We start from the raw sequence: 25,117 nt of genomic DNA, 5'->3' as shown, positions 1-25,117 counted from the left end.
TTCTCCTTTCTATTAATGAAAGTCGACGTCAATCTTCTTTTTGTTGTCCTTCATTAGCTTCGGCATTCTTACCTCCAGCACTCCATTTTTATAAGTTGCTTTGACTCCTTCATCAGAAACAGGACTAGGAAGAGAAACAGAGCGATGGAAACTGCCAACATATCGTTCCTTACGATGCATATTTTCCTCTTTTATTTCATTTGTTCGATTAATTGAACCGCTGATCCTTAACATATTATTTTCAATATCAATATTGACATCTTCTTTCTTTTCAAGTCCAGGAATATCACATGTAGCAATGATTTCGTTGTTAGTTTCGTGAACATCGACTCTGATGCCAGCCAGATTATGTTCATTTCCTAAAACGGTCGGAAAGTCTGAAAAAAAGCGATCAAATTCTTTTGACAAACCTGCAAATTGTCTAAATGGTTCGTATGGAACTAATGCCATGCTGTTTCCTCCTAACTTATTTAATACAGGGATATTTTTTGCAATTTTATTAAAATCATTCCAATTTATTTTGGTGGAAAATGGTGTACTTACTTGGAGGAAACAAATGAAGAGTTCATACAAAAACTTCTGGGCAGTCCCCCATTGCTTTAAAGCAGTGAGGGACTGTCTCAAAAACAATCACTTATCCGCTGGATAGATTAAACCAATCTGCTTTCTGGCATCCTCCAAGATTTTCGCTGTAGTTAAAGAGTTTGAGTGCGAGTTGAGTTGTGATTGGTGATTTTTGTTTTTCACTAATTCGATAAATTCCTTTGTTTCATAAAACATGCTGGCAGAATCCTGGGGTTGTGTAAGATCTTCAATTCGTCCATCCTTGTAATGAATTTTTACACTTTCCGGAGTGTGAATCTTATCAATAATGATGCTGCCGTTTTCCCCTTGAATTTCTGAAGGAACATAAGAGTTTGTAATTTTGGAATACATAATAACCGCATCCATTTCATCATATGTAAGCAAAAGACTGCCTTCACCATCAACGCCTGACTCAAGCATATAGCTTGAAGCCTTTATTTGCTTTGGCTCTCCAAATAAAACGACTGCAGGGTAAACACAGTAAATGCCGATATCCATAAGTGAGCCATTAGAAAATTCTGGTTTGAATGCATTTAATACAATACCTTCTTTATATTTGTCATAGCGGGAAGAATATTGACAATAGCTTGCAAAATAGCGGCGGACTTTTCCAATTTTGTGCAAATTTTCTTTGATCGCTAAAAAATTAGGCAAAAAGCTTGTTTTTAGTGCTTCCATTAACACAACAGAATGATCATTTGCCGCCTTCATCATTTCGCTTACTTCTCTTGTATTTGAAGCAATTGGCTTTTCACAAAGAACATGTTTCCTATTATTCATGCACAAGATCGCCTGCTTGGCATGCAATGAATTAGGGCTTGCAAGATAAACCGCATCAAACACGTCACTGCTTGCAAATTCCTCTAAATTTGTAAACGTATGCTCTATGTTAAATTTTTTTGCAAATTCTTCTGCCTTTTCATTCGTTCTTGAATAAACAGCTGTAAGTGAAAAATCCTCTACTTTACTAGCGGCTTGAATAAAGCTTTCTGTAATCCAGTTCGTCCCAATTATTCCAAATCGAACCATGCTAATCCCTCCATTAACTCTCTTTACTCTTGGAAAGTATAACTTTTTTTCTCGAAAAGCAAAAGGGCATTGTAGCCATTTTAAAGTTTTACTAATATTTCATGCTTTTTTACTAATTAATTATCGGAAAATATGTCATAATAGATAATTGAGTAATCATGTATATTATTTTTCATATATTCAGAATCCAACCGTTGCAAAGGAGACACACAAGATGAAAAAATTAATCGCAATTGACCTTGATGGAACATTGTTATCGTCAAACATCGAAATTTCTAATGAAAATGTGGAGGCGATTCAAAAAGCGCAACAAGCCGGCCATGTTGTGATGATTTGTTCTGGACGTGCACCGGAAGATATCAAACAGCTCATTGATCAAACACCGCTTGATTGTCCTGTAGCAGGAAGTAATGGCACAAAGGTACTTGCAGACGGAAAATTATTAAGTCAAATTTCCATAGACAAAGAACACGTGAAAAAAGTTGCTGCAATCCTTAACGAGAAAAAATACCCATTTAAACTTTATACAAGCCACGGGATATTAGTTGCTTCCACTTGGACAGAGCGTATGTTGGCATTCCTTGAGCAAAATCAGGAATTCAGCAAAGGTTTAACACCTAAAGAATATAAATTCCTGACTGAACAGCCAAAGGAGACAGATACAATTAAAGTATTTGATGAAATTGAAGAAGTACTTAAAATCGAAGAGATCGCAATTCAAAAGTTCTTCATCCCAACGATTTCAGGAAAAGACGAGCTAATCGCTACCCTTAAAGCGATTGAAGGCATTTCTATTACAACTTCAGGGCCGTTCAATATTGAAATTATGGACACAAATGGACATAAAGGCAACGGAATTAAAGTAATGGCTGAGTATTTTAATATTCCAATTGAAAACACAGTGGCAATCGGAGATAATTTCAACGATGTTCCGATGCTGGAGGCAGCCGGACTTTCCATTGCAATGGGCAATGCTGATCCAACTGTTAAAGACATTGCTGATGTTGTAACTTTAACGAACAATGAGCATGGGGTTGCACATGCAATTGAAACATATGTTTTAGAAAAATAATCTCGTTTTATCTTCTAAAAAAGCTAACAAGTCGTATCAATCCACTTGTTAGCTTTTTTGGATTTGCTGTTTATTTAATTGTGTTTCCTTATTTTCAGAGTCATCCGGATAAACCTTATAAATCATATTAAATAGTTTATTTGATATAAAGCACATTAACATATGGAACGGAAAAAGGATAAGGATCGTCTTTTTGTTTTTTAGTACGTTTTTTTGATACAGGACAAAGTCAAATATAACAACAAATATCATTCTGTAATAAGTAGATAACCTCGTATTTACTTTGTATGTAATCAATAGCACTGCTGATAAGATAAAGGAATACCCAGGTACAATAATAAAATGCTCTCTCCACGAATGAATAATACCTAAACCAAATTTTATTTTACCAAATAATGCAAGAATATATAAGATACTCACATTGATTGAAGTGATTGTTAAATACGAGGTAACCCCTTGTGCGACAGGATGATTATGTTTTAATAAACGATGACAGATGTCACTGCACATAAATGAGATAGGTATGAAGATAAGGGTATAATATGTTTTCCACCATTTCTTGTTAAAGATCTTCATCGAAATAAACAGCCGTTCAATTAAAGCATAACTGATGGCAACAAGTAGTTTAGAACCAAAACCTAATCGAAATGCAGTAAGAGCTGTCGCAGTAATCGGTACATACATCCCCTGAGAAAAGATTGCACCCAAAATATTATCAAAATACTTGTTCCTAAATATTTTAGGCTTATACCGATATCCTTGGAATAAATTGAGAACAAAATACTCGAAAAAATAGGAAAAGCCAATGTTCGTAAATAATAAGATCAAATAGCTTTTATGTCTTTTTTTATATAGGGTATACATTAAAAGAAGAAAATGCATGATTAATAAAATAAGGAATGGTGTAGAATTTTTAATTGTTTTCTTCTTTATCCGCATTTTCATAATCCTGCTCCTAATCATTAGGTTAGTAAGTAGTTTTCGTCTATTTCCCCTTAATTATTCAATAGGAATAAGGAGGCGATATTCTTCTTGAAAACGTAACTATACTGCATATTTTCTCAACAATTACACATTAAACTAGTATGATAAAGAAGATTTTATTTATTCAAAAAAGTGCAATGGGTGAACAAGTATGAACATTTCAGTTAAATTAGGCTTATGGTTTTTTATTTGTATTTTTATCATTGAAACGTGTTCCATGATCTTTCTTCATCGCAACATCGTGCAATCCCTTGTCAGCGATGAGCTTGATTCATTATTGGCAAGAGGAAATAGTCATCGGGATGTATTAGAAATGTCACTTGATAAAGCTACACTTCATCACATTGGATTGATGGAATCTCAAACGGATACAGAAGTTGTCATTACGAATAAATCCGGTGAAGTAATTGAATCCTCCAATCCAATCGATCACGATATGGAAGCCATTCTAAAGTTGAAGGTTGATGACATTCCAAGAAAAGGATTAATTTTACAATCAGATTGGCAAAAGAAGAAGTACATTTCAACAGTTTCACCGTATAATGGAGGAAACGAATCAAAGGGCTATGTTTACATGTTCAAGAGCAAAGATCAGATTCAACATTTAATTTTACAATTAAATAGCCATTTCCTTTTTGCATCATTACTCATTCTATTTTTTCTGTTCATAACGATTTTCTTTTTATCAAGGGCATTAACGAAACCGCTTATCTCAATGAAAGAAGCAACCAGCAGGCTGAGTAGTGGAGATTTTTCTGTAACACTTCCGGTCTCATCTAAGGATGAGCTTGGCGAGCTGGCCCATTCGATCCAAACATTAGCGAACGACTTAAATTATTTAAAAAAAGAGCGTAATGAATTTTTAGCAAGTATTTCTCATGAACTTCAAACACCATTAACTTACATAAAAGGTTATGCCGATATTGGCAAAAGAAACTCGATTGATGAAACCGCAAGATTGCAATATTTACACATTATTCATGAAGAAGCTGATCGCGTAAGCAACCTGCTAAAAGAATTATTTGACCTTGCAAAAATGGACCAAAATACGTTTACCATTACGAAGGAAAAAATCACTCTCTGTTCTTTCCTTCAATCCATTTGTCGAAGAATCCTGCCTGTTTTTACAAGCAAAGGGATCCAATTATCCTATCATTGTCAAAAAGATCTGATTGCTGAAATCGATCCAGTGCGCTTTGAACAAGTCTTATTCAATCTCTTAGATAACGCGCTAAAGTACTCAAATGAACAGACAACCACTGAGATAAAGGCCATCAAGGAGAAAAAGAACATCATCATTACGATTAAAGATCAAGGAATAGGCATTCCTTCTGATGATTTACCCTATATTTTTGACCGCTTATTCCGCGTTGACAAATCTCGCTCAAGGTTAACTGGGGGTTTTGGATTAGGCCTGTCAATTGTAAAAGAAATCGTGGAAGCGCATGATGGTGAAATTTTCGTAGAAAGCCAAATCGGGAATGGAACTTGCTTTAAAATATTGTTGAAGGAGCCATAAAATGAAAACTGTTTTACTTATTGATGACGAAGAAAGGATGCTAAATTTATTATCTTTATATTTATCACCTCATGGCTACAAATGCATAAAAAAAGTGTCAGCAGAAGATGGAATCATTTATTTAGAAAATGAAAAGGTTGATCTTGTCATACTTGATGTTATGATGCCTGGAATGGACGGTTGGACAACCTGTAAAAAAATGAGAGAGTTTTCAGATGTACCGATTATTATGCTAACAGCAAGAGGTGATAAAGCAGATATTGTTAGAGGGCTTAAAATCGGAGCTGACGATTACTTATCTAAACCTTTTAATGAGCAAGAATTAGTAGCAAGAATCGATGCTGTAATCCGTCGGACAGGCAGACAATTTCATAAAGATAAACTGCTGTCATTTAACCATTTAACGTTAAATCCAACAACCTTTGAAGTGAAATATTTGAATAAAGGTATCACCCTGACACCGAAGGAATTTGCCTTGTTAGAATTATTTTTACTATACCCGAATAAGGTGTTTTCACGTGATCACCTTCTTACAACCGTATGGGGGCTAAGCGCTGAAACAGAGGACAGAACAATAGATTCCCATATTCGAAATATTAGAGAAAAACTGCGAAATCGAGCATTTCCAGTTGACCTGCATCTGAAAACAGTTTGGGGAATCGGATATAAATGGAGTACAGAGGAATAGCCAATATGGAAAAAGAGCTTATTTAGCAATTAAGCTCTTTTCCCTTTTAGTTCCATTCTTATTCAGGTGAAAGTTCGCTTTCCGTTACCCATTTGTGATTTTTAACCTCTTCCCCGCCACTTGCCGGTGTGTAATCGACCATATAGACGGTTGTTTCCTCTGCTGCTTCAATGACAGCTGTTGCTCCATTCATCCCTTCCATATGATCTGCTTCTAAGATAACCTCTGAACTAGCTTCTAGTGGCTCTTCACCTGCATTTTTTATTTCCTCATGAATAACCCATTTATGACCTTCCACTTTATCACCGCCTGTTGTTGGTGTATATGTAACAACATAGGCTGTTGTATTATACGCTCCAACAATCGTTGCTTTAGCGCCTTTCATCCCTTCCATATGGTCGGTTTCAAGAATCGCTTGACTGCCAACTTTATAAGCAGGATTCTCTGCTTCTTTCAGCCCTTCAGGAACTTCGCCCGAGCTGGAATGGTCCATATTTGCATGATCCATCTCTGCGTGATCGTTTTCCATCTTTTCTTCTGATCCTGCATTCATCTCGGTGTTTTTCTCCTGCTCAGCTTCCTCCGTATTCGCAGCACATGCTGATAGTATTGATGCGAAAAGAATGGATGTAATTCCTACACTTATTTTTTTCTTCATTTATGTTCCCTCCTCAATATTGGTTACCCTTCAGGTACTTCTTTATTAAGAGGCTAACAAAATAGTTTGCAGAAAATATGCATTTTAACTTAATCAATTATTTCGATAAACACATCAAGTAATTTATTTAGGGAGGGGAACATGATAACTGGTGTCTGACCAGATATGAGCTTTTGCCCATCATTCTTCAACAAAGAGTGCTTTCCAAAGAAGAAATTTACCGTCTATTGCTACTCTTGAATTTAAGTACTATAAAAAATCATCCTTTTTTATATGAAATTTATGAAATATTACTACTATGGCTATACTACTCTTTATAAAATGAATTCCGATTGATTATTACATAATAAAGGTTGAATGCCATGGTTCAAATTACAAAAATTCAATTATTCTCCTTAATGTTATTATTTGAAATTGGCAGTACAACACTGTTTGCATTAGGAATTGGAGCAAAACAGGATGCTTGGATTGTCATATTGATTGCTAGTTTTATGAGTTTGGGTTTATTATGGATTTTTACCGAGATTCAAAAACAATATCCTGATAAAAATTTGGTGGAAATTCTACAATCCCTTTTAGGAAAATGGCTTTCTTTCCCGCTTATTCTTCTTTATGCTTTGTATTTTTATTCGAATGCAAGTTTTAATTTCTATGAATTTGGCGAAATTATTCGAACTACGTTTCTGGAGAATACACCACAACTCGTAATCTTAAGTGTTTTTATGTTTACGACTATTTATATGGTTTTTTTAGGAGTTGAAGTTATTGGTCGAACAGCTGAGATATTAATGCCTGTTCTTATCATCTTTCTCCTATCAACTTTTTTTTTAGCAAGTATTTCAGGAGCCCTTGATTTCCGGGAATTATTTCCTGTTTTGGAAAATGGATGGAATCCTGTTTTAAAAGAAGTTTTAAATGTAGTAAATTTTCCGTTCGGAGAAAGCATCATATTTTTTATGTTTTGGCACTTCATTGATAAAAAGGAATCGGCACGTAAAATTTCTTTGCTCGTCGTGGGTATAACAGGTACAGTTCTTGTTCTAACCAACCTGATCATTATTATGGTATTAGGTTCTGAGCTTGCGGCGAAAGCCGAAATCCCGTTATTAAGAGTTCTCTTTGATATTAATATCGCTGATATTATCACAAATCTTGATATTATTGGAGTTACTGTGCTCTTTATTGGCGGCTTTTACAAAACCCTTCTTAACTTTTACGGTGCTCTATTAACCGTTACAACACTATTCAAGCTTACAAACCATAAATGGACAGCTATCATTATGGGAATCAGCTTAATCGCGTATTCAGTGATCTATTTTCAAAATATTACATTTCACCGATGGGTCGGTACTGAAATGAATACACCTTATATTCATAGAATTTTCCAATCAATCCCTATTATAATTTTAATTATGATTTGGTTAAAAAATAAACCAAAAAATCAACTAAAAAGAAAAGGAGCGTAAAATATGTTAAGTTTACAAACATTATTTGAATTCGGTATTGTGCCAAGCATCTTATACATCGGAGGATTACTATACATAGCAATCCTCATTTTGTTAAACTTTTATTATGCCATTTTTTATTTCATCAAACGTCTTTTTAATAAATCAAATACCTCACCTTAATCTTTCATTTTTAAAGGTTCTTTTAAAAGTTCCCGTGTACCGATATCAGCCTTTACCTTTACTTTTACAGCTGCGTTTGAAAATTGATCCTCCATCCACTTATCTTTTACTTCCTTCCACTTCTTAGGATTTTTTTTATTTAAAGCATTTCCAAAGCCAAAAATATCTGCTTTTAAATCTTTTTGTGCTTTTTCGATTACATTATTGATTTCTTGTTCAATTTTTTTTTCGAGTTCTTTTTCCAACTGATTTAAATAGTCATATTGCTCTTTTCTCGTTTTAAGAGTTCCTTCACCTTGTTGTTCAACAAGCGCTCCAGATGTCTTAATTTCAACGTTAAAAGAGATCTCATTTCCTTTTATTTCAGGCTTTATATTCGAACGGGCTTCCCTAATCTCGATCGAAACTAATTTTTCTTCCTCGAGTAAAGAAGGAAGGGTAAGAACACCGCTATTCACTTCACCAATGATCCAATTATACCCGCGAGCTTCTGTTTCATTAAGAAATCCAACTAACTTGTCATTTTTTATTACAGCCCCTCCTGAGAGTTTCACCTGTTGAGATGCATCCCCCGACCCTACAATCATTTTCAATACTCCGATGACAGGATCGATACCGCCCTTTAATGATTTTTTATAATAGTCATTTAGTTTTATAACCGCCACATCAAAATTTAATTTTTGGTTTTCAAGAATGCTTTCTAAATAATTTGCTTGCACTTTTTCAATTCCTTGCTGTTTCACATCAAGGATATCTCTTGCCTGTGAATCTTTTGTCACACAAAGCCATATATACCCGCGAGCTTCTCTTCCTCTTGTAATCCCATCAAGAATTGGCAATATCCCTTCTCTTGCTAACTGCTCACTTATGATTATTACTCTATTGTGGGCATAAAAATTTTTGCGGTCAAATTCCTGATGGGTATTTCGAATCGCTTTGTAAACGGTATCACCTTTTGTCGTAATTAATTTCACAGGAGAACCTGTTCCTCCAGCTTCAGGTTTTAATGCAGAAGGGTTTAACACTTGTGAGGTAAAAAGAAATTCACCTGTATCGATATCTTTATCGATTCCAACCGCAGAAACGATCCCTATTTCTTTTAACTCCCTTCGATCCCAACAACCAGCTAATAGCAATAAGCTACTTATAACAATAACAACACGTTTCAACTTTCATCACTTCCATCATCCTGCTTTTGGGGGTGAGGCTTTTGATCAAAACCTTCACGTCTTGATTGATGCTGCCAAACAATGGATTGAGGTCTTGCATTCATTTTCCAAAGCGGTGCTCTTATTAAGGTATCTTTCCACTCTCGCAAAATAATAGGTGCATGGGGAGTTAAATAGGGAGTACCAAAAGAGCGCAGTGAGCACATATGAGCAAGAATAATTAAAAAGCCGATTAAAACACCATACAACCCTAAAATACCTGCCAGCAGAACAAAAAAGAGTCTAGATAGAACAACAGCATCATTTATAGCAGGAACAATAAAGCTTGAAATCCCTGTCAATGCCATCGCAATTACCATTGGGGCACTGACAAGTCCTGCTTGAACAGCGCCTTCGCCGATAATTAATGCACCGACAATTGAAATAGCTGAGCCGACTGGTCTAGGCAATCGAACACCTGCCTCCCTTAGGATTTCAAACGCTGTGCCAATTAATAACGTTTCAATTAAGACTGGAAAAGGAACGGCTTCTTCGGCTGCTGCCATTGATGTTAGCAAAATAGTTGGAATCATCGCTTGATGATAACTGGTAAGCGCTACATAAAACGCTGGCGTTGTGACTGTCAAAAATAACGCCAGCAGTCTTAATAACCTAATCGTAGATGCAAAATATGGACGTGAGTAATAATCTTCACTAATTTGTAAGTTCTCAATAAATACGTAAGGAACAATTAATACAAAGGGGGTACCGTCACATAGGATTGCTACTTTTCCTTCTAATAACTTTGCCGCAATAATATCAGGCTTTTCACTATTTCCTACTGTAGGAAAAACCGAATTAGGATGATCTTCAATCAACTGTTCAATATAGCCTGACTCTAAAATGGAATCAATATCAATTGTTTGTAATCTTTTTTTTACTTCTTCAACGATTTTCTTATTTGCAATCCCATCAATATAAGCAATGCGGATTTTAGTGTGAGTCTGTTTTCCAAGTGTAAACTTTTCAAAAAACAGATTTGAATTAATAATTTTTCTCCTAATTAGCCCTGTATTTACTTCAATATTTTCAGTAAATCCTTCACGCGGACCTCTAACAACCGATTCTGTATCAGGTTCAGTAACATTTCTAGAAGCAAACCCTTGTGCTTCGATAATAAGTACAGTGTCATACCCATTAATAAATAGTGCGGCTTTTCCTGATAATATACCGTTCAAAATATCATCTACCGATGAGACTTCTAATAAGCCTCCAACATCCAATACATTTTTCTTAATAACCTGTAGTATGTTTTCTTCGGAGGAAAACCTTTGTTCGTTGATGAAATTTGGTTCCATTAATGGCTTTGCAACATATTGGTTAAGATATTCATTATTTGCAAGAGTTGATAAGTAGCAAAGAAAAACTTTAACCGGCTTATTTATAAACGTTTCAAACTCTCTAAAAACAGCATCATCATTTTTTCCAAGCAGCTTCTTAAGTGTTAAGATATTGTTTTCAATACGTTCATCAATTGTTTGAAATTCTGAAACTGAAACTGCTTTTTGTTTAATAAATGTTCTTTTTGATTGTCTTTTTTTTGAAAAGCGAAATAATTTAAACACGTTTACCACCTTCCAAAAATAGTCGCTCAGTGTAGTATTTGTTGTAATTAGAAATTTTAACAAAAATAAATTAACTTCTTATTATGATTGATCAAGAAGATGAAAACGATGGACTTGATTTAAGTTTTTTTGAGGCAAAAGCAGCTTAAATTACTAACAATGAAATATTAATTCCGCCGAATTTGGACCATCAACTGCGCCAAATATTGTAGAAACCATTGCGATACTAATAGCAGTTGCCCGTTGTTTCTTAATAGCTAAGTCCGTCCCAGCAATTACGAGCTTAGCATTTATTTGTTAGATACCTAATCTTTTCTAAATTATTTCAATCTATAATTACTGTACTTTATCATCAAGGGAAATATTGTAAAATTTTATGGCAAATCTTTATTTTGTGTGGATAACATCCAAAAGGAAAAAAGCCACTGAACACTCAGTGACTTTTCTACTTTATAAATATTTCCTTGTCACACTCTTCCCATCGTAAGAAAACAGCACAGGCTTATCTTCTAACACGCTTTCCATATGAACAGGTCTTCCCCAAAGTTGATACACATATGGCAGAACCTTCTCCAAATATTTAAGATCAAGCTCGATATCTTCATACCAATGTTTTAAATACAGCTCATTGTTTTTCAAATAGTCGCCATCATTTACGGTGATGTATGGGAATCCGCCATTCACCCTCATGCTTACCAGCTGATCCCGTACAGCTTCCCATTCCTTATCAACGATTTTGTAATCCCTGCCCTGCTTTTGGAACAAGTACATATCCTCACGCATAATAAGGTCCTTTGTTAAATAATTGCGAATAAAGGAAATGTCAGATTCAATTTCACGGACTTCAAATATCTTCTCACGGCCAGAGCCTGGTACAACTCCTAACTTTTTCATCTCTTCGGTTGGGTTATTATAGCGTTCTTCAATGTCCTCGAAGATTTTCAATCCTAAATAGTAAGGGTTTATACTTGTTCGCGATGGCTGCACAACACCTGCGTTCAACTTGGCAAATTCAATGGATTCATCAGATGTTAAATCGAGCTCACGGATAATTCGTTGATGCCAGTAGGAAGCCCAGCCTTCGTTCATGATTTTCGTTTCAAGCTGCGGCCAAAAGTACAGCATTTCCTCACGCATCATCGTTAAAATATCCCGCTGCCAATCCTCTAGCTCACGGCTAAATTCCTCAATAAATAAGAGAATATCTTTCTCAGGCGCAGGAGGAAATTTTCGTTTTTTCTTTTTCGGTGCAGGCTTCGGATCTTGTTTTTGATCAAGCTTCCATAGATCATCATATGGTGTTATCGTTTTTTCCTCTTCCTCCTCGAACTCAATGTCATCCATTGTCCATGCGAGCTTTGGACGAACTAATGATGGATCGATATGCTCTTGGATGGAGAGAACAGCGTCTAAGAATGTTTCGACTTCCCGCCTTCCATATTCAATTTCATATTGCTTAATTCGCTCGGCTGTTGCTGCCATGCTTTCGACCATCTCGCGCTTTGTATTACTGAAGCGGGAGTTATTTTTAAAGAAATCACAATGGGCTAACACGTGGGCGACAATTAATTTGTTTTGAATCAAAGAGTTCGTATCTAATAAAAAGGCATAACATGGATCAGAATTAATCACAAGCTCGTATATTTTACTTAGCCCAAGGTCATATTGCAGCTTCATTTTGTGAAATTGCTTCCCAAAGCTCCAATGTGAAAATCTAGTTGGCATACCATATGCCCCAAATGTATAAATAATATCAGCAGGACAGATTTCATATCTCATTGGATAAAAATCTAAGCCGAACCCTTTTGCAATCTCCGTTATTTCCCCAATTGCATACTCAAGAGCCTTATGATCAGCTTCCCTCATGGTCTCCCCCCTAAGCTATTGTTACAATAGTTTATGAGCGAGGGTGTGGAAACATGCTCCTTGATCTTTTCAACTCTTTTGAAATACTTTTATTCTTAGTTCTTTTGAAGGATATTTCTCCGTTCAAGCAATTTGGTAAAGTGCTCCAAGCCTATACTTTTTGCTCCAATGCTGACAGCAGATGATTCTCCATAAAAACCGTGAAAGTCAGATCCACCTGTTTGAATGAGATCCCACTTCTCAGCTAAAGCCCTTGCTTTCTTTTCCGCTTCTTTATCATGTAATGGATGCAAAACCTCGATTCCTTCTAACCCTGCCTGAACCCAATCTTCAACTGCTGAAAAATTATCAAATTGTCCAGGATGTGCGAGAATCGGTAACCCGCCAGCTTCTCTAATAACACGAATCGCATCCATGACATCAATGTACTCAATCGAAATGAAGGCTAGTCCCCGATCATTCGGTGAATCTCCTCTTTTAAAGAGCTTATTATATAAATCACCATAGATCCGATCCGTATATCCTTTTTTCAGTAAAGCATGCATAATATGTTGCTTATACACCCCGGTTCCTTCTTTGCAAAACTCAAGAACCTCTTCCCATGTAATATCATATCCAGCCTCTTGAATGCGTGACACCATTTGCCATGATGCCTCATGCCTTTTTGCAACCAATGGGCTGCATAATTCATCAATCGATGCATGTCCAGGGGTAATATACAAGCCTAAAATATGAGCTCTTCTATTTCTCTCATAATCATAGGCAGAAATTTCGATTCCTGGAATAATTTCTACTCCTAATGACTCTCCTATTTCCATAGCTTGAAAAAGACCTTTCGTCGTGTCGTGATCGGTAATTGCTAAATGCTTGACACCGTTCAATTTAGCAAGACGAATGACTTCCTCAAATGAATACGAATTATCAGAAATATTTGTATGACAATGTAAATCTATCATATCGATCAGCTCCAATTAGATGATTTTAAACGACGATCTTTTTATTTAAAGCACCATTTTCTAGATGGTAATGGGAATCTACGACAGCTTCCATAAATTCAAGATCGTGAAAAATACCGATCATACTTGTTCCTGATTGTTTCAGCTGTTCAATCATTTCTTTTACAGATTGTTTCGAAGCATCATCTAATGAAGCAGTTGGTTCATCAAGCAATAACAGCTTTGGTTTCTTTACCATGGCTTGCGCTAAATTTAATCGAAGCTTTTCACCGCCGCTGAATGTTCTTGGAAAGGAGTTCCATAGGGATTCTGATAATTGAAAATGTGCGAGCATCTTTTTGGCTTGTTCTTCTGCTTCGGTTGTGCTTACGCCCATTTCTAAAATCGCATCCATGACAACCTCCAATGCTGTCACCCTTGGCATCACATTTAGAAATTGTGACACATAACCGATTTCTCTTTTTCTTAAGGCAATGATTTCACGTTCATTAGCTGTGACAAGATCAATGGGGCCAAACTGGTCTGAGTGGAAGATGAGTTCTCCTCCCGTAGGCAGATAGGTACGATAAATCGTTTTTAAGATCGTTGATTTTCCTGCACCGCTTTGTCCGGTAATCCCAATAAACTCTCCTTCACTCAACTCAAAGCTTATATTGTTGCAACCAACTACATGCTCCCCATGTAAGTAATGCATGACAAACGTTTTTACTAATCCCTTCATGCTTAAAAGCACAGCCATATCTTTTCCTCCTCTCAAAAAAACTTATGAGTATTTCTTAATAAATTCCTCTACATTGTTTAAATCTTTATACCGTTCCTCGATCAGCTTACGATCCCAATTCCACCATTCAATTTCCATAAGCTTTTCCGCAATTTCATCTGAAAATCTATTTTTAATTGGTTTGGCTGGGACACCAACAGCTATTGTATAGGCAGGAACATCTTTCGTGACAACCGATCCCGCTCCAATGACCGCACCTGTTCCAATTGAGACTCCAGGCATGATAATAGCGCCGTGACCAATCCACACATCATGCCCGATCGTAACATGATGCTCTCTACGCCAATTAAAAAAATCATGATCATCTTCGTCAGCTAATTGATATTGTGTGAGACGATACGTAAGATGATGCTGTGTCACTCGCCACATCGGATGATTCACAGGGTTGATCCGAACATGTGAGGCGATCGAGCAAAACTTACCAATCGTTGCATAAATGATTTCGGCATCACCAGATGTGTAACTATAATCACCAAAATACGATTCTTCTATTTTTGTATTCGGACCAATTTCCGTCCACTCTCCTATGAAGCTATCTACGATTTGCGAGCTCGGATGGATGGTTGGCTCGTTTGCTAAACGTTTTTTCATAGAGTAAACGTCCTTTCTACACCCTTCCTGTTACAGAAAGCGGCATTTGGTAATTCATTTGACAAACAACCTTTCCATTTACAAGTACAGTTTGTAATACAGGGCGTGCCTTTTCCTCTCTCACAATTAAAAGATCTGCTTTTTTGCCAACTTCGATTGATCCGACTTCATGATCAATATGCAATGCTTTTGCAGGATTTAATGAGACCATATTCATTGATTTATTAATTGGAGTCCCTTGTTTATAAAGTTTAAAGGCAGCATGCAGCAAGGAGGACGGATAATAATCTGAGCACAAAATATCAACAACCTCATGTTCTAATGCTTCCATTGCCGATAGATTATTACTATGAGATTTGCCTAATAAAGCATTCGGAGCACCCATCACAACAAACAGTCCCATTTCTTTTGCTTTCTTGGCTACATGAAGTTCGATTGGAAATTCACTAATAGAAGCATTCCAGTCTTTTACAAGCTTGAGTTTTTCTAATGTGTCATCATCATGGGACGCGATTGGAATATGATGTTCATGAGCTAAATCTGCTAATTCCTTTAGAACATGCTCCTCTAATTTTTCTTGTTTTTTACTTTGCTCAATGATTTCCATTGCTTCTTCTTCAGAAAAGCGACGGTGTTCCACTAACAGCTTTTTATGAATTTCAATGTCTCTAAACTGTCCTTGACCAGGGGTATGGTCCATAAAGGAAAGCTGATTGATTTTCTGTTGTTTAAGTAACTCCTTAACTGGATTAACTGCACTTATATTTGTAATCTCGTATCGCAAATGAGTTTTGTGGCGAATAAGGTAGGCACCTTGAGCCAAGCGGTTAATTTCTTCAATAACAGATAGAACGGTTTTATTTTGTCTAACAAATTTTTTTGCATTTTCTTCAAGTAAAGAGAGAGAATGATAGATGGTTGTAATACCTTCACCAACTAGTTTTTTCTCTAATTCATAGAAGGATACTTCAATAGGAAACGTACTGCTCGGACGAGGCTCGAGCTCCATTTCAATGGCATCACTATGTGAATCAACAAGACCAGGAAGCACCCATGCCCCTTCGGCATCTATATCACCTGGTTGAATATTCTCTGGTTTTCCTTTTAAAATTTGTGAAATTTGATCATCTTCTATGATAATGGTTCCGTTATAAATAACTTCATCAGGTGTGACAATATTGGCAGAATGAATCTTTAGCATGTTCATCATCGTTTTCACCTCATCATTTTTATAAAAGCGAATGGACAAGCTGCTGTGTATAAGGGTGCTGCGGATCCTCTAATATTTGATCTGTAAGGCCTCTTTCAACAACACGCCCATGACGCATCACCATCGTACGATCAGCGAGCATTCTGATCACACCTAAGTCATGGGATACAACAATCATCGCTACACCTAAATCACGTTGAATTTTTCGAATTAAATCTAGTACTCTAGCTTGAACAGAAAGATCAAGTCCGGTCGTTACTTCATCAAGCAAAAGAATCGGTGGATTATTCGCCAACGCTTTCGAGATTTGAACCCTTTGCTGCATTCCGCCGCTAAAATTTTTGGGAAGCTCATCCATTCTGCTGATCGGAATTTCCACATGCTCTAATAACTGTTTTGCCCGGTCTCGTATCGTGCCGACATGAAGAGTACCTGAAGCAATTAACTTTTCCGCAATATTGCCGCCACTTGAAAAAGACATTTTCAACCCTAAGTAGGGGTTTTGATAAACCATGCCCATCATATAATTTCGGATGTATCGCTTTTGTTGAGCAGATTCTTCAAAAATGTTTGCCTCTCCATTTTTATAGGAAGAAATGGTAGCGCGGCCCGATGAAATCCCATCATCAAAATATAAGCTCTTCACTAATGAGCTTTTTCCAGATCCGCTCTCACCTACAATTCCTAAAATTTCCCCTTTATACAGCTTTAAGTTAACATCAATACACGCCCAAACACTCCCGCAATTCGGGCAGCGGTTATCTTTTGCTTGAAGCATTTCAGGTGTTTGGCAATGGGAACACCCTTTTCCATATCTTTTATTTAAGCTATGCACTTCAAGCTCAGGTCCTTCTATTTGCATCGAATGTGTAATCAAACGACATACCCTCTTTCCTTTTGCTGTGTTTGACAGTATCCGGTGTCTGAGCATTGGTATCTTTTCTCTCCGGTTTCCGCATCATAAATCTCATCAAGAAAAACATCTTGGCTGCCGCAACAATGACAGGATAATCCATCAAATTTTTCTACCTCAAATGGGTAATCATCAAATTCAAGCGGCTTTACATCTGTAAATGGCGGAATCGCATAAATCTTCTTTTCTCTGCCTGCACCAAATAAAAACAAACCTTTTGCTTGATGCAATTTCAATAAATCATAACGCGGGATGGGGCTAGGGTTAAAAATATATCGTCCGTTCACCATGCTCGGATAATCAGCACCAATCGTAATTTCACCCCACCTTACGATATCCTCATATAATCTCAGCCAAATGCTGCTGTAATCCATTTCGGCATGAAGTCTTTTTGTATCCTTTTCCTTTGCTTCTACTCTTCTTAACGGTTCTGGTAATGGAACCTGTAAAACCAATATTTGATCCTCTCTCAAAGGAACCTCCGGGATTCGGTGTCTCGTTTGAATAAGAGTAGCCTCTTCAGAATTTTCTGTCGTTCCTATATTCGAACAAGCTTGTACTAATCGTTTAATACTGACGGCATTTACGCTGTCATCATGACCCTGGTCAATGACTTTTAACGTATCCTTTTCACCTATAAGTGAAAGGGTGATTTGTAATCCTCCTGTCCCCCAGCCCCTGCCGATCGGCATCTCTCTTGATGCAAACGGGACTTGGTAGCCAGGAATGGCGACAGCCTTTAAAACGGATCTTCTTATTTCCTTTTTAGATCCTTCATCTAAAAAGGCGTAATTATAAGTGTGGGCAACCTCCATTTTCATTTCCCTTTTCCTCCTTTGCATTTGGTCATACAAATCATCTTAAAATGGACTAAACGTCACAGGCTGTTCTTGCAGGGTATCATTTTGCTTCTTATTTTTTGCTTCTCTAATCCGATCAAGCTTTGATTGGAATGTAATATAATGCGGCAATTTTAAATGTGAAACAAACCCATGTGCTTCAACACTATCTATGTGCAAAAGAACAAATTCCTCATCCTGTGTAGGAGACGTTCCCTCTGTTTCTAAGCTTCTTTCTAAAATCGCCATGGCAATGGCCTTTACTTCGTTTTGTCCAAACGTTAAGCCATATCCTAGTAAAAATTCCACATTTCCTTCTTCGGTTTCAGCAAAAGAATTGATCGTTTCTACCTCGGTTACCATCACCTCACCAATGTAAATGGAGTCTTCTTCATCACCATATGGATAAGGGATATACACTTCCGTATAGCCGACTCTTAGCTCACCTATTGTCGGGTGAACAACACCATATCCTCTCATACTGCTATAGGCAAAAGAGGTCATCGCCCCTGTTTCACCTCTTGAGAGAATTTGCAGGCGTGCAGAACGAGACGCTGGAAAAATAAGCTTGTCCCTTGTTACATCAAAGGGCTCAATCTCTTCACACTGTTTGTTACCGATCAATCCTTCTTTTTCCAACAAGTCGGCCACTTTGCCAAAAGTTGCGGCCTCATGTTCATTAAGCTTTTCATTTAATGCAAAATCAGCTAAAAATTGCTTTATCACGTCTGTTTCTTCTTGGTGCAATTCGAAATTTAACAGTCTATGCGTATAATCATAGGTTGGTCCTAATAATTGACCTCCGGGTATATCTTTAAATGAGGAAGATATCTTTCGTATGACTCTCATCTTGCTAGGTTCTACTGTTCGAGAGTAATAATTTCTCGGTAATGTTGACCGATAGGCTCTTAGTAAAAAGGCTGCTTCTGCCGGATCACCTTCAGCCTGTTTCAACGCTAAAGCAGCATATTCTGGTGCATATAGCCCTCCTTCTCCCATAACCCGGTCAATCAAAAGCCGGAGCTGTGATTCGATATCATTTACCTTCAGAACTTGATCAGCATTTTTTAAACGATAGTATTTGGTCAGAGTATCAGCCTCTTCAATTGCCTTTTGTCCCCCTGTTACTGCAACATAACCCATCTACAATCCCTCACTTTCTACTAATGTCGTTCTAGGTAGTGCCATGATTTCACCACAATTCGTTGTCAGAATAAAATCAATTCCTAAAGGGAATTCACTTGTCGCAAGGTTTCGTTCTTCGATCCACTTGGAAGAAAGTCCCTTAATGTAGACAACGTTACTTGTTTCAATACCAGGCCCTCTCATCGTAAGTTTTAAAGAGGAAGGTACTTTGCTAACCGTTATTTCGTCGACACAAAGTACGACAGTGGCACTATCATGCGGATCTGATAGCGTTCCGTTCTTTAGCTGTTGAATACATTCCGAAATGTTATCCACTTCTTCTGGATGATTGATAAAAAGATAATCGGCAGCATTAATTGGGCTGCCTTTACTATATGTTTTCCATTCCATAGACCGTGTGATTATTTCGGAATGTTCCGCTAGAATATGGAAATTCACTTCCCGATCAATTAGCGTATAAGCGATTCCTTGGAGGGACTTGGAAAATCTCTCTATTTCCTGATTAGTAGCAATCTCTTCAGCGATCCTTTCAATTTTCCCTGGTCTAGCCATACAGTCTAGTAATTTACGAAAAATACGCTGTGTGTCATGTACCATATCAAATGAAGCATCATTAGCTTTTTGCATTGTAATCCTCCATCGTATCAAATTGAACTTTTGTTTTGGCAATTCGTGCTGCTTCTTCTTTTACTTTCTGCTGGATATATGCTTCTTCGAATTCCAATTCGATCAGTAATTGATTTGTGATTGGAAGCTTCGCATTCATCGCCGCATCGATTACTGCGATCTGATAGGATCTTACCGGATCATCGCCCATGACTATCCCTATTCCAGAATGCTGATCAAGAGAAACTGAACATTCTGTTACGAGAACCTCTCCCATATAGAATGGTTGATTTGAGACAGAATCCCGTGTTTTAAGCATGACAAGGCCAGTTGAAGGAGCACGATCAACGCTGACTATCGATGCTTTTTCAATGGCATCTGTCCATTTAGCAAGAAACTCTGGTCTGCCTTCAACGAGAATTTTCATCAACCTCGATTTTTTCAATTTGGATAACCTCCCCATCGTATTGTTTCTTCAATCTTTGTGATACATAAAAGGTAACTTATTGATAAGTTACAATGGTTAAGCTATTGTAAATAACATATGAAGATTTATTAAAGATGCGATCCTTGCGCTAATTTTCTTTTTTTAGCTTTAAGGACAGAACAAAAGCGCAAGCGCCTCGTTCAGCCTAGGGCAAATAAGACGATTTAGAATAGAAGGCGTTCTTTGCCTTCAATTCTAAATTGGCTAGACCCTAGAGGGGCTAGGCGCTGGAGCTGGATGTCAAAGCGCTATCCACAGTCCAAGAATTTTATAATTTCCTAAGCAAAATAAAAGCACAAGAGTTTCCTGTGCTTAAAAAGAATAATAAAGTTATATTTTCACTCGTAATCTTGTTTTAATTCTTGTTGCAATCATTTCCAGCACAATAGCAAAGAATAGGATGAAGAATGTAATTGTCCCTACTTCACGTAAATCCAGATAGAAGCTGCTGGCCATAAACATATCAAAGCCAATCCCGCCTGCACCTGCAGCTGCTCCCATTGCGACCGCAACACCAAAGTTGATTTCAAATCGCAAAAAGGTCCACGAAACGAGATAGGTTAAAGAAGATGGAATAACTGCTTGAAAAACGATCTGCCACCAGCTTGCACCGCTTCCTCGCAGTGCCTCAATAACTCCCTCATCCAACTCTTCAAACGATTCTGAGTATGCTTTTATTAAATATCCAACAGAATGAAAGGTCATTCCAATAACAGCTGCTACACTCCCTAACCCTGCAGCAACGGCAAAAATTAATACCCACAATACCGTTGGAACAGCTCTTATAAACGCAACAACTCCTTTGATTATATTGGATACCTTTTCTGACGATAAATTTTGCGCAGCAAAAAGCGCTAGAAAGAGTGCAATGAGTGCTCCTATTAAGGTAGTTAGTAGCGCCAAACCAATTGTAACCAATACTTGATAGGCTGCATCAGTAAATGAAAAATGTACGAAATGAGGTTCGAGAAACATCACTTTTAAATTAGTAAGTGTAGAAACTACCCCTTCAAATAGATTGATATCCTTATAGTCAAATGTAAAAAACCCATATATTGTAAGGATAGCTAGAATCACAATTGTTAATCTTATTGTCAAAACTGCCTTACTTAATGGTTTAATTTTCATATTTTGAAAAGGATTATTGTGTGAAGGCTCTTCTTTGCTAATGTCAGCAACTCTCACTATAAAATCACCCTTCTTACATAGTTTGAAATGAATTCAATGGTTAGAATCGCAGCAACAATTGTCAGCACCACTAAGCTTGCTGCATTATAATTCAAGCTTTTATAAAACAAGTCAAAGGAAAATCCGATACCTGTGCCAGTCAGGATTCCGACTAAAGTGGCACTGCGAATATTCGTTTCGATCATAAATAACACCCAGCTGATGATCTGGGGAATGCTTGAAGGAATAACAGAATGAATAATAATGGATGTATAGCTGGCACCTGTTGCCGTTAATGCCTCAACAGAATGAAGACCAACTTCATCAATAGTCTCCATAAAGGCTCTTGTTAAAAATCCAAACGATACAAAAAACAGGGCAAAATATCCAGTTAATGAGCTTTGTCCAAAGGAAAAGAGCAAGATCATTGCCCATGCCGCTACATCAATATTACGGAATAATGTCGCAATCCCGCGGCTAATTGCACTTAAAAAACCGTTCATTTTTGTTGTCTTGGATCCGAAGATTGCAAATACAATAGCAAAAACAGATGCAACAGATGCCGCTGCAATTGAGATTAATACAGTTTCCTGCAATTTTTCTAATATACTTGGGAGCTTCTCAAGTGATTCCTGTGTTGGATAAAAATTAGAGAACCCCCACATAATCGCATTAGGAATGGAATGTAAACCCTTTATGACATCAAATTCAGTGATAAGGATGGATCCATATGCAACAATTATGATTAAGGAAAGGACAAGAACCGACTGTGCTCTTTTCTTTAAAAAGAACTTATCCAACGTTTTTTCCTCCTAGATTCATCATTAATTCACCTGCTTCAGATCCATAAATTTTGTGTATCGCTTCATTTGTTATGTCTTTTGGAGATCCATTATATACCACTTCCCCCTTACATACACCGATGATTCGATCAGAATACGTAAGGGCAACGTCAACTTGATGTAAATTTACAAGAACGGTGATACCCATTGTTGTGGATATATTTCGTAAGTGATCCATAATGACTTTTGATGAATTAGGGTCTAATGATGCGATAGGTTCATCACATAAAAGCATTTTTGGATCTTGTATGAGGGCCCGCGCAATTCCAACACGCTGTTTTTGTCCCCCGCTTAATTGATCACATCTTTTATAAACCTGATCTTCTAACCCTAACGTTTTTAATAAAGAAAAAGCCTGTATTTTTTCGGCTTCACTATAGAGACCGAGTGCACCGCCAATAACTGATTTGTATCCTAGTCTTCCATGCAGGACATTCTCAATAACGCTCAGCCTGTTTACGAGATTATAATGTTGAAAAATCATGCCAATCCTTGTTCTTAATTTCCTAAGATCCCGCTTTTTTAAAGCCAGCACATTGACATCATCAAAAATGATATCCCCTCCGTTAGCATCAATCATGCGATTAATGCAGCGAAGGAGAGTCGACTTCCCTGCTCCAGACGGACCAATAATGGAAACAAACTCTCCTTCTTTAACAGAGAAGCTAACATCTGATAACGCAAATGCATCTTGACCATATTGTTTTGATACATTTTTTACTTCAAGTAACGTTTTCATTGTTAACTCCTTTTTTATTTTTTCGAATTACTTAGATAATTCTCTAATCGGATCGAACCAAGCATCTTCAACTTGTAAGAAACGCTCTTTATCCGTTTTCTTAAACAATCCAGTAGCATCTTCCGGGACAAAAATTTTGTCATTATTCGCCAGTTCATCAGAAGTAAAGGCATCAATTAGAGCTTGTCTATCTTCTTCACTAACCGTATCTGTATTAATCGCAAACGGTGCATTTAATACTGGTGTAACGGAGATCAATTTAAACTCTTCACCAGGAACCGTATTGAATGGTTCAGCTGCATCAGCTTTTACTTTATAAGTTGCGCCTGGTGTATTCTCTTCACCATCTGCCAATTCTACATAATTGCTTACACATGTATCACAAAAAGCAGCGACATCTGCTTTGTCAGTCAATAGGTTAACTGCAGAGCCCTGATGCGACCCTCCGTAAAGAACTTCACTAAAGAATTTTCCTCCTTCAAGAAGATCTTCTGGAGTGAGATCCTTGTACTCTTCTTTTTCACTAAAGTGAGAGACGATTCCATCTGAAGGTACCTTAAACCCTGAAGTGGAACTATTTGATACAAAAGAAAACTTTTTATCTACGATGTTATCGATTGAAAACTCGTCACCATTCATATAAGCATCTTCATTTCCCTTTTTAACTGCTAGCCAGCTGTGATATACAGCATCATCTAATGTTCCTGAAGGACCGCTTGGCACAACTAAAGGCTGAACCTTATCATTTTTTGCATTTGCCTCAATATATCCTTGTGCACCCATGAACGCTAAATCGGCATTACCTGAAGCCAGTGATTCAATGGCAATAATATAATCAGTCGTTGTTTTATGTTCCACTTTCTTTCCAGTTGCTTCTTCAATGACCTTTCCTATTTCATCACGCGCATCTTTCAGATCTGCTCCTGACTCATTAGGGTACCAAGCAATCGTAAGCGTATCATCATCACTTGAACCGCTTGCTTGTGTCCCGCCACCAGCTGAACAAGCTGCAGAAATTACTGTCATCATTAAAGCGATCACTAATAATAATGCCTTTTTCATTTTCCATTCCTCCTAAAAAGTAAATGTTTTTTATAATCATCCTGGAAGTGTTAGCGATTCTTCCAATGTTGATTCAACTTAAAATTCCACCAGGCATTTATGCATATCGCCTCTTATTCGTGCAACACTGTATTCAATCGGGTTGCCGCTTGGATGATTCATAATGCTTTCCATTTGAATAATTGGCACACTTTCAGGGATTTCGAGAACTTTTGCATCCTTTAGGATCGGCAATAAAGCTTGGAATATGGATCTGGATCTTACAGGACGTAATTGATAATAATCTGACAGAATCCGGTAAAGTGATTTGAAATTTTGTAAATATTGTTCCAGTTGCGGGACTTCTTCCTCAGGCATGACCGTAGTGGTAATAGAAATAGGCTGCCCTTCTATAAATCTAAGAATTTCTAAACGGTAGATTGTTTGATTTTCTGATAGAAAGAGATTCTTCTGTTCAACATCACTTGGCAATCCTTTTTCCCAAGTTAATAATCTACTCTGATACACAAGACCCAAATTTTCCATATTATCTGTAAAACGAGTCCTTGATGACAACACATACTGAATAGGCTTTTGAACACTATTTACATAGCAGCCCTTTCCTTGAAATGGAGTGATCCAGCCTAAATTTGTCAGCCTTGCCAATGCCTGTCTGATAACATGGCGATTGACATTAAATTGCTGACAAAGCTCATTTTCAGAAGGAATCTTCTGATTTTCCCGAAAGACACCAGATTGGATTTTTTGAATGAGGTACTCTGAAATTTCCAAATGGCACGGCATGTCCTCTTTTAATCTCATCGTCTTGTTTGACTCCTTATTTGTTTCTTTCGACAATTCCACTCTAACTTATCGACAAGTTTCTTAGGTTAAGCTAGAGTAAAAGTTGCATGAAATTTCCTTCCTTTTGTTAATTTATTTTTAAGAAATGATCACTCTTGAAAAAAACCCCTTTACATTTTTACAACCGCTTCAA

Annotated in this window: 26 protein-coding genes and 1 pseudogene; 5 read left to right on the top strand and 22 right to left on the bottom strand. The window is 37.2% G+C overall.

The genetic code is table 11. From position 1 onward, the window contains the following. Positions 1–12: 12 nt before the first annotated feature. Both ACSVDH_RS04370 and ACSVDH_RS04365 read right to left on the bottom strand, forming a co-directional pair. Positions 13–450 (bottom strand): Hsp20/alpha crystallin family protein, encoded by a 438-nt coding sequence (locus ACSVDH_RS04370; protein WP_439248583.1) that lies wholly within the window; start codon positions 448–450, stop codon positions 13–15. A 180-nt stretch (positions 451–630) separates the two neighbouring features. Next, the gene (locus tag ACSVDH_RS04365) at positions 631–1,614 is read right to left on the bottom strand and encodes a Gfo/Idh/MocA family protein (RefSeq protein ID WP_439248582.1); all 984 of its coding nucleotides are present in this window, start codon (positions 1,612–1,614) and stop codon (positions 631–633) included. 214 nt (positions 1,615–1,828) lie between these two features. On the opposite strand from ACSVDH_RS04365, the gene ACSVDH_RS04360 reads away from it, so the two are divergent. Continuing rightward, the gene (locus tag ACSVDH_RS04360; RefSeq protein ID WP_439248581.1) at positions 1,829–2,686 is read left to right on the top strand and encodes a Cof-type HAD-IIB family hydrolase; all 858 of its coding nucleotides are present in this window, start codon (positions 1,829–1,831) and stop codon (positions 2,684–2,686) included. Positions 2,687–2,734: 48 nt separating this feature from the next. On the opposite strand, the gene ACSVDH_RS04355 is transcribed toward ACSVDH_RS04360, so the two are convergent. After that, positions 2,735–3,631, bottom strand: a complete 897-nt coding sequence (locus ACSVDH_RS04355; RefSeq protein ID WP_439248580.1) for a hypothetical protein — start codon at positions 3,629–3,631, stop codon at positions 2,735–2,737. Between the two features lie 190 nt (positions 3,632–3,821). Between ACSVDH_RS04355 and ACSVDH_RS04350 the strand changes: the two genes are divergently transcribed. Then, positions 3,822–5,189: a HAMP domain-containing sensor histidine kinase gene (locus ACSVDH_RS04350; protein WP_439248579.1), complete on the top strand. Its 1,368-nt coding sequence runs from the start codon at positions 3,822–3,824 to the stop codon at positions 5,187–5,189. Between the two features lies 1 nt (position 5,190). Further along, on the top strand, positions 5,191–5,877 hold the full coding sequence (locus tag ACSVDH_RS04345; protein ID WP_439248578.1) for a response regulator transcription factor: 687 nt from the start codon (positions 5,191–5,193) through the stop codon (positions 5,875–5,877). A 58-nt stretch (positions 5,878–5,935) separates the two neighbouring features. Here the strand turns inward: ACSVDH_RS04345 and ACSVDH_RS04340 are convergent, their stop codons facing one another. Further along, complete coding sequence (locus ACSVDH_RS04340; RefSeq protein ID WP_439248577.1) at positions 5,936–6,535, bottom strand: YdhK family protein; 600 nt, start codon at positions 6,533–6,535, stop codon at positions 5,936–5,938. A gap of 362 nt (positions 6,536–6,897) precedes the next feature. Here ACSVDH_RS04340 and ACSVDH_RS04335 point away from each other — a divergent pair, with 362 nt between their 5' ends. Further along, positions 6,898–8,001, top strand: a complete 1,104-nt coding sequence (locus ACSVDH_RS04335; RefSeq protein WP_439248576.1) for a GerAB/ArcD/ProY family transporter — start codon at positions 6,898–6,900, stop codon at positions 7,999–8,001. Positions 8,002–8,004: 3 nt separating this feature from the next. After that, positions 8,005–8,163 (top strand): hypothetical protein, encoded by a 159-nt coding sequence (locus ACSVDH_RS04330; protein ID WP_439248575.1) that lies wholly within the window; start codon positions 8,005–8,007, stop codon positions 8,161–8,163. Here the strand turns inward: ACSVDH_RS04330 and ACSVDH_RS04325 are convergent. The 18 genes and pseudogenes from ACSVDH_RS04325 to ACSVDH_RS04240 form a co-directional block, all read right to left on the bottom strand. Continuing rightward, entirely contained in the window at positions 8,160–9,332 is a 1,173-nt protein-coding gene (locus ACSVDH_RS04325; RefSeq protein ID WP_439248574.1) for a Ger(x)C family spore germination protein, read from the bottom strand. The two genes, ACSVDH_RS04330 and ACSVDH_RS04325, sit on opposite strands and share 4 nt — an antisense overlap. After that, positions 9,329–10,936: a spore germination protein gene (locus ACSVDH_RS04320; protein ID WP_439248573.1), complete on the bottom strand. Its 1,608-nt coding sequence runs from the start codon at positions 10,934–10,936 to the stop codon at positions 9,329–9,331. Before ACSVDH_RS04320 ends, ACSVDH_RS04325 begins: the two co-directional genes overlap by 4 nt. Before the next feature lie 180 nt (positions 10,937–11,116). Then, positions 11,117–11,212 (bottom strand): annotated as a pseudogene (locus ACSVDH_RS04315) (MFS transporter); the annotation flags it as partial. Positions 11,213–11,386: 174 nt separating this feature from the next. Beyond that, entirely contained in the window at positions 11,387–12,802 is a 1,416-nt protein-coding gene (locus tag ACSVDH_RS04310) for a SpoVR family protein (protein ID WP_439248572.1), read from the bottom strand. Positions 12,803–12,897: 95 nt separating this feature from the next. After that, complete coding sequence (locus tag ACSVDH_RS04305) at positions 12,898–13,758, bottom strand: PHP domain-containing protein (RefSeq protein ID WP_439248571.1); 861 nt, start codon at positions 13,756–13,758, stop codon at positions 12,898–12,900. A 25-nt stretch (positions 13,759–13,783) separates the two neighbouring features. Continuing rightward, positions 13,784–14,497 (bottom strand): phosphonate C-P lyase system protein PhnL, encoded by a 714-nt coding sequence (gene phnL, locus ACSVDH_RS04300; RefSeq protein ID WP_439248570.1) that lies wholly within the window; start codon positions 14,495–14,497, stop codon positions 13,784–13,786. A 24-nt stretch (positions 14,498–14,521) separates the two neighbouring features. Continuing rightward, positions 14,522–15,130 (bottom strand): DapH/DapD/GlmU-related protein, encoded by a 609-nt coding sequence (locus ACSVDH_RS04295; protein ID WP_439248569.1) that lies wholly within the window; start codon positions 15,128–15,130, stop codon positions 14,522–14,524. 16 nt (positions 15,131–15,146) lie between these two features. Then, positions 15,147–16,337 carry a phosphonate metabolism protein PhnM gene (phnM, locus tag ACSVDH_RS04290; protein WP_439248568.1) on the bottom strand — a complete coding sequence of 397 codons (1,191 nt, stop codon included), beginning with the start codon at positions 16,335–16,337 and terminating at the stop codon, positions 15,147–15,149. A gap of 22 nt (positions 16,338–16,359) precedes the next feature. Further along, the gene (locus ACSVDH_RS04285; RefSeq protein WP_439249132.1) at positions 16,360–17,202 is read right to left on the bottom strand and encodes an ATP-binding cassette domain-containing protein; all 843 of its coding nucleotides are present in this window, start codon (positions 17,200–17,202) and stop codon (positions 16,360–16,362) included. An 11-nt stretch (positions 17,203–17,213) separates the two neighbouring features. Beyond that, positions 17,214–18,074: an alpha-D-ribose 1-methylphosphonate 5-phosphate C-P-lyase PhnJ gene (locus ACSVDH_RS04280; RefSeq protein WP_439248567.1), complete on the bottom strand. Its 861-nt coding sequence runs from the start codon at positions 18,072–18,074 to the stop codon at positions 17,214–17,216. A 39-nt stretch (positions 18,075–18,113) separates the two neighbouring features. Then, positions 18,114–19,235 carry a carbon-phosphorus lyase complex subunit PhnI gene (locus ACSVDH_RS04275; protein WP_439248566.1) on the bottom strand — a complete coding sequence of 374 codons (1,122 nt, stop codon included), beginning with the start codon at positions 19,233–19,235 and terminating at the stop codon, positions 18,114–18,116. Further along, a complete protein-coding gene (phnH, locus tag ACSVDH_RS04270; RefSeq protein ID WP_439248565.1) occupies positions 19,236–19,865 on the bottom strand; it encodes a phosphonate C-P lyase system protein PhnH in 630 nt (209 codons plus the stop codon). Beyond that, positions 19,852–20,289 carry a phosphonate C-P lyase system protein PhnG gene (phnG, locus tag ACSVDH_RS04265; RefSeq protein WP_439248564.1) on the bottom strand — a complete coding sequence of 146 codons (438 nt, stop codon included), beginning with the start codon at positions 20,287–20,289 and terminating at the stop codon, positions 19,852–19,854. The genes phnH and phnG overlap by 14 nt, the downstream gene beginning before the upstream one ends. 372 nt (positions 20,290–20,661) lie before the next feature. After that, the gene (locus ACSVDH_RS04260; RefSeq protein ID WP_439249131.1) at positions 20,662–21,459 is read right to left on the bottom strand and encodes a PhnE/PtxC family ABC transporter permease; all 798 of its coding nucleotides are present in this window, start codon (positions 21,457–21,459) and stop codon (positions 20,662–20,664) included. 56 nt (positions 21,460–21,515) lie between these two features. Beyond that, a complete protein-coding gene (locus tag ACSVDH_RS04255; RefSeq protein WP_439248563.1) occupies positions 21,516–22,298 on the bottom strand; it encodes an ABC transporter permease subunit in 783 nt (260 codons plus the stop codon). After that, entirely contained in the window at positions 22,291–23,079 is a 789-nt protein-coding gene (phnC, locus tag ACSVDH_RS04250; protein ID WP_439248562.1) for a phosphonate ABC transporter ATP-binding protein, read from the bottom strand. The genes ACSVDH_RS04255 and phnC overlap by 8 nt, the downstream gene beginning before the upstream one ends. A 27-nt stretch (positions 23,080–23,106) precedes the next feature. Beyond that, a complete protein-coding gene (locus ACSVDH_RS04245) occupies positions 23,107–24,141 on the bottom strand; it encodes a PhnD/SsuA/transferrin family substrate-binding protein (protein ID WP_439248561.1) in 1,035 nt (344 codons plus the stop codon). 78 nt (positions 24,142–24,219) lie between these two features. After that, on the bottom strand, positions 24,220–24,942 hold the full coding sequence (locus tag ACSVDH_RS04240) for a GntR family transcriptional regulator (RefSeq protein WP_439248560.1): 723 nt from the start codon (positions 24,940–24,942) through the stop codon (positions 24,220–24,222). Positions 24,943–25,117 lie beyond the last annotated feature (175 nt).

The organism is Metabacillus sp. Hm71, assembly GCF_051842955.2.
Classification (GTDB): domain Bacteria; phylum Bacillota; class Bacilli; order Bacillales; family Bacillaceae; genus Metabacillus.
The sequence above is the reverse complement of the archived record's forward strand: the minus strand, read 5'-3'. Positions and strand labels throughout refer to the sequence as shown.

Bases quoted from the DNA above. Each gene is read 5' to 3' on its own strand.
- ACSVDH_RS04370 (WP_439248583.1), bottom strand. From the start codon at position 450: ATGGCATTAGTTCCATACGAACCATTTAGACAATTTGCAGGTTTGTCA.
- ACSVDH_RS04365 (WP_439248582.1), bottom strand. From the start codon at position 1,614: ATGGTTCGATTTGGAATAATTGGGACGAACTGGATTACAGAAAGCTTT.
- ACSVDH_RS04360 (WP_439248581.1), top strand. From the start codon at position 1,829: ATGAAAAAATTAATCGCAATTGACCTTGATGGAACATTGTTATCGTCA.
- ACSVDH_RS04355 (WP_439248580.1), bottom strand. From the start codon at position 3,631: ATGAAAATGCGGATAAAGAAGAAAACAATTAAAAATTCTACACCATTC.
- ACSVDH_RS04350 (WP_439248579.1), top strand. From the start codon at position 3,822: ATGAACATTTCAGTTAAATTAGGCTTATGGTTTTTTATTTGTATTTTT.
- ACSVDH_RS04345 (WP_439248578.1), top strand. From the start codon at position 5,191: ATGAAAACTGTTTTACTTATTGATGACGAAGAAAGGATGCTAAATTTA.
- ACSVDH_RS04340 (WP_439248577.1), bottom strand. From the start codon at position 6,535: ATGAAGAAAAAAATAAGTGTAGGAATTACATCCATTCTTTTCGCATCA.
- ACSVDH_RS04335 (WP_439248576.1), top strand. From the start codon at position 6,898: ATGGTTCAAATTACAAAAATTCAATTATTCTCCTTAATGTTATTATTT.
- ACSVDH_RS04330 (WP_439248575.1), top strand. From the start codon at position 8,005: ATGTTAAGTTTACAAACATTATTTGAATTCGGTATTGTGCCAAGCATC.
- ACSVDH_RS04310 (WP_439248572.1), bottom strand. From the start codon at position 12,802: ATGAGGGAAGCTGATCATAAGGCTCTTGAGTATGCAATTGGGGAAATA.
- ACSVDH_RS04305 (WP_439248571.1), bottom strand. From the start codon at position 13,758: ATGATAGATTTACATTGTCATACAAATATTTCTGATAATTCGTATTCA.
- phnL (WP_439248570.1), bottom strand. From the start codon at position 14,497: ATGGCTGTGCTTTTAAGCATGAAGGGATTAGTAAAAACGTTTGTCATG.
- ACSVDH_RS04295 (WP_439248569.1), bottom strand. From the start codon at position 15,130: ATGAAAAAACGTTTAGCAAACGAGCCAACCATCCATCCGAGCTCGCAA.
- phnM (WP_439248568.1), bottom strand. From the start codon at position 16,337: ATGAACATGCTAAAGATTCATTCTGCCAATATTGTCACACCTGATGAA.
- ACSVDH_RS04285 (WP_439249132.1), bottom strand. From the start codon at position 17,202: ATGCAAATAGAAGGACCTGAGCTTGAAGTGCATAGCTTAAATAAAAGA.
- ACSVDH_RS04280 (WP_439248567.1), bottom strand. From the start codon at position 18,074: ATGAAAATGGAGGTTGCCCACACTTATAATTACGCCTTTTTAGATGAA.
- ACSVDH_RS04275 (WP_439248566.1), bottom strand. From the start codon at position 19,235: ATGGGTTATGTTGCAGTAACAGGGGGACAAAAGGCAATTGAAGAGGCT.
- phnH (WP_439248565.1), bottom strand. From the start codon at position 19,865: ATGCAAAAAGCTAATGATGCTTCATTTGATATGGTACATGACACACAG.
- ACSVDH_RS04260 (WP_439249131.1), bottom strand. From the start codon at position 21,459: ATGAAAATTAAACCATTAAGTAAGGCAGTTTTGACAATAAGATTAACA.
- phnC (WP_439248562.1), bottom strand. From the start codon at position 23,079: ATGAAAACGTTACTTGAAGTAAAAAATGTATCAAAACAATATGGTCAA.
- ACSVDH_RS04245 (WP_439248561.1), bottom strand. From the start codon at position 24,141: ATGAAAAAGGCATTATTATTAGTGATCGCTTTAATGATGACAGTAATT.
- ACSVDH_RS04240 (WP_439248560.1), bottom strand. From the start codon at position 24,942: ATGAGATTAAAAGAGGACATGCCGTGCCATTTGGAAATTTCAGAGTAC.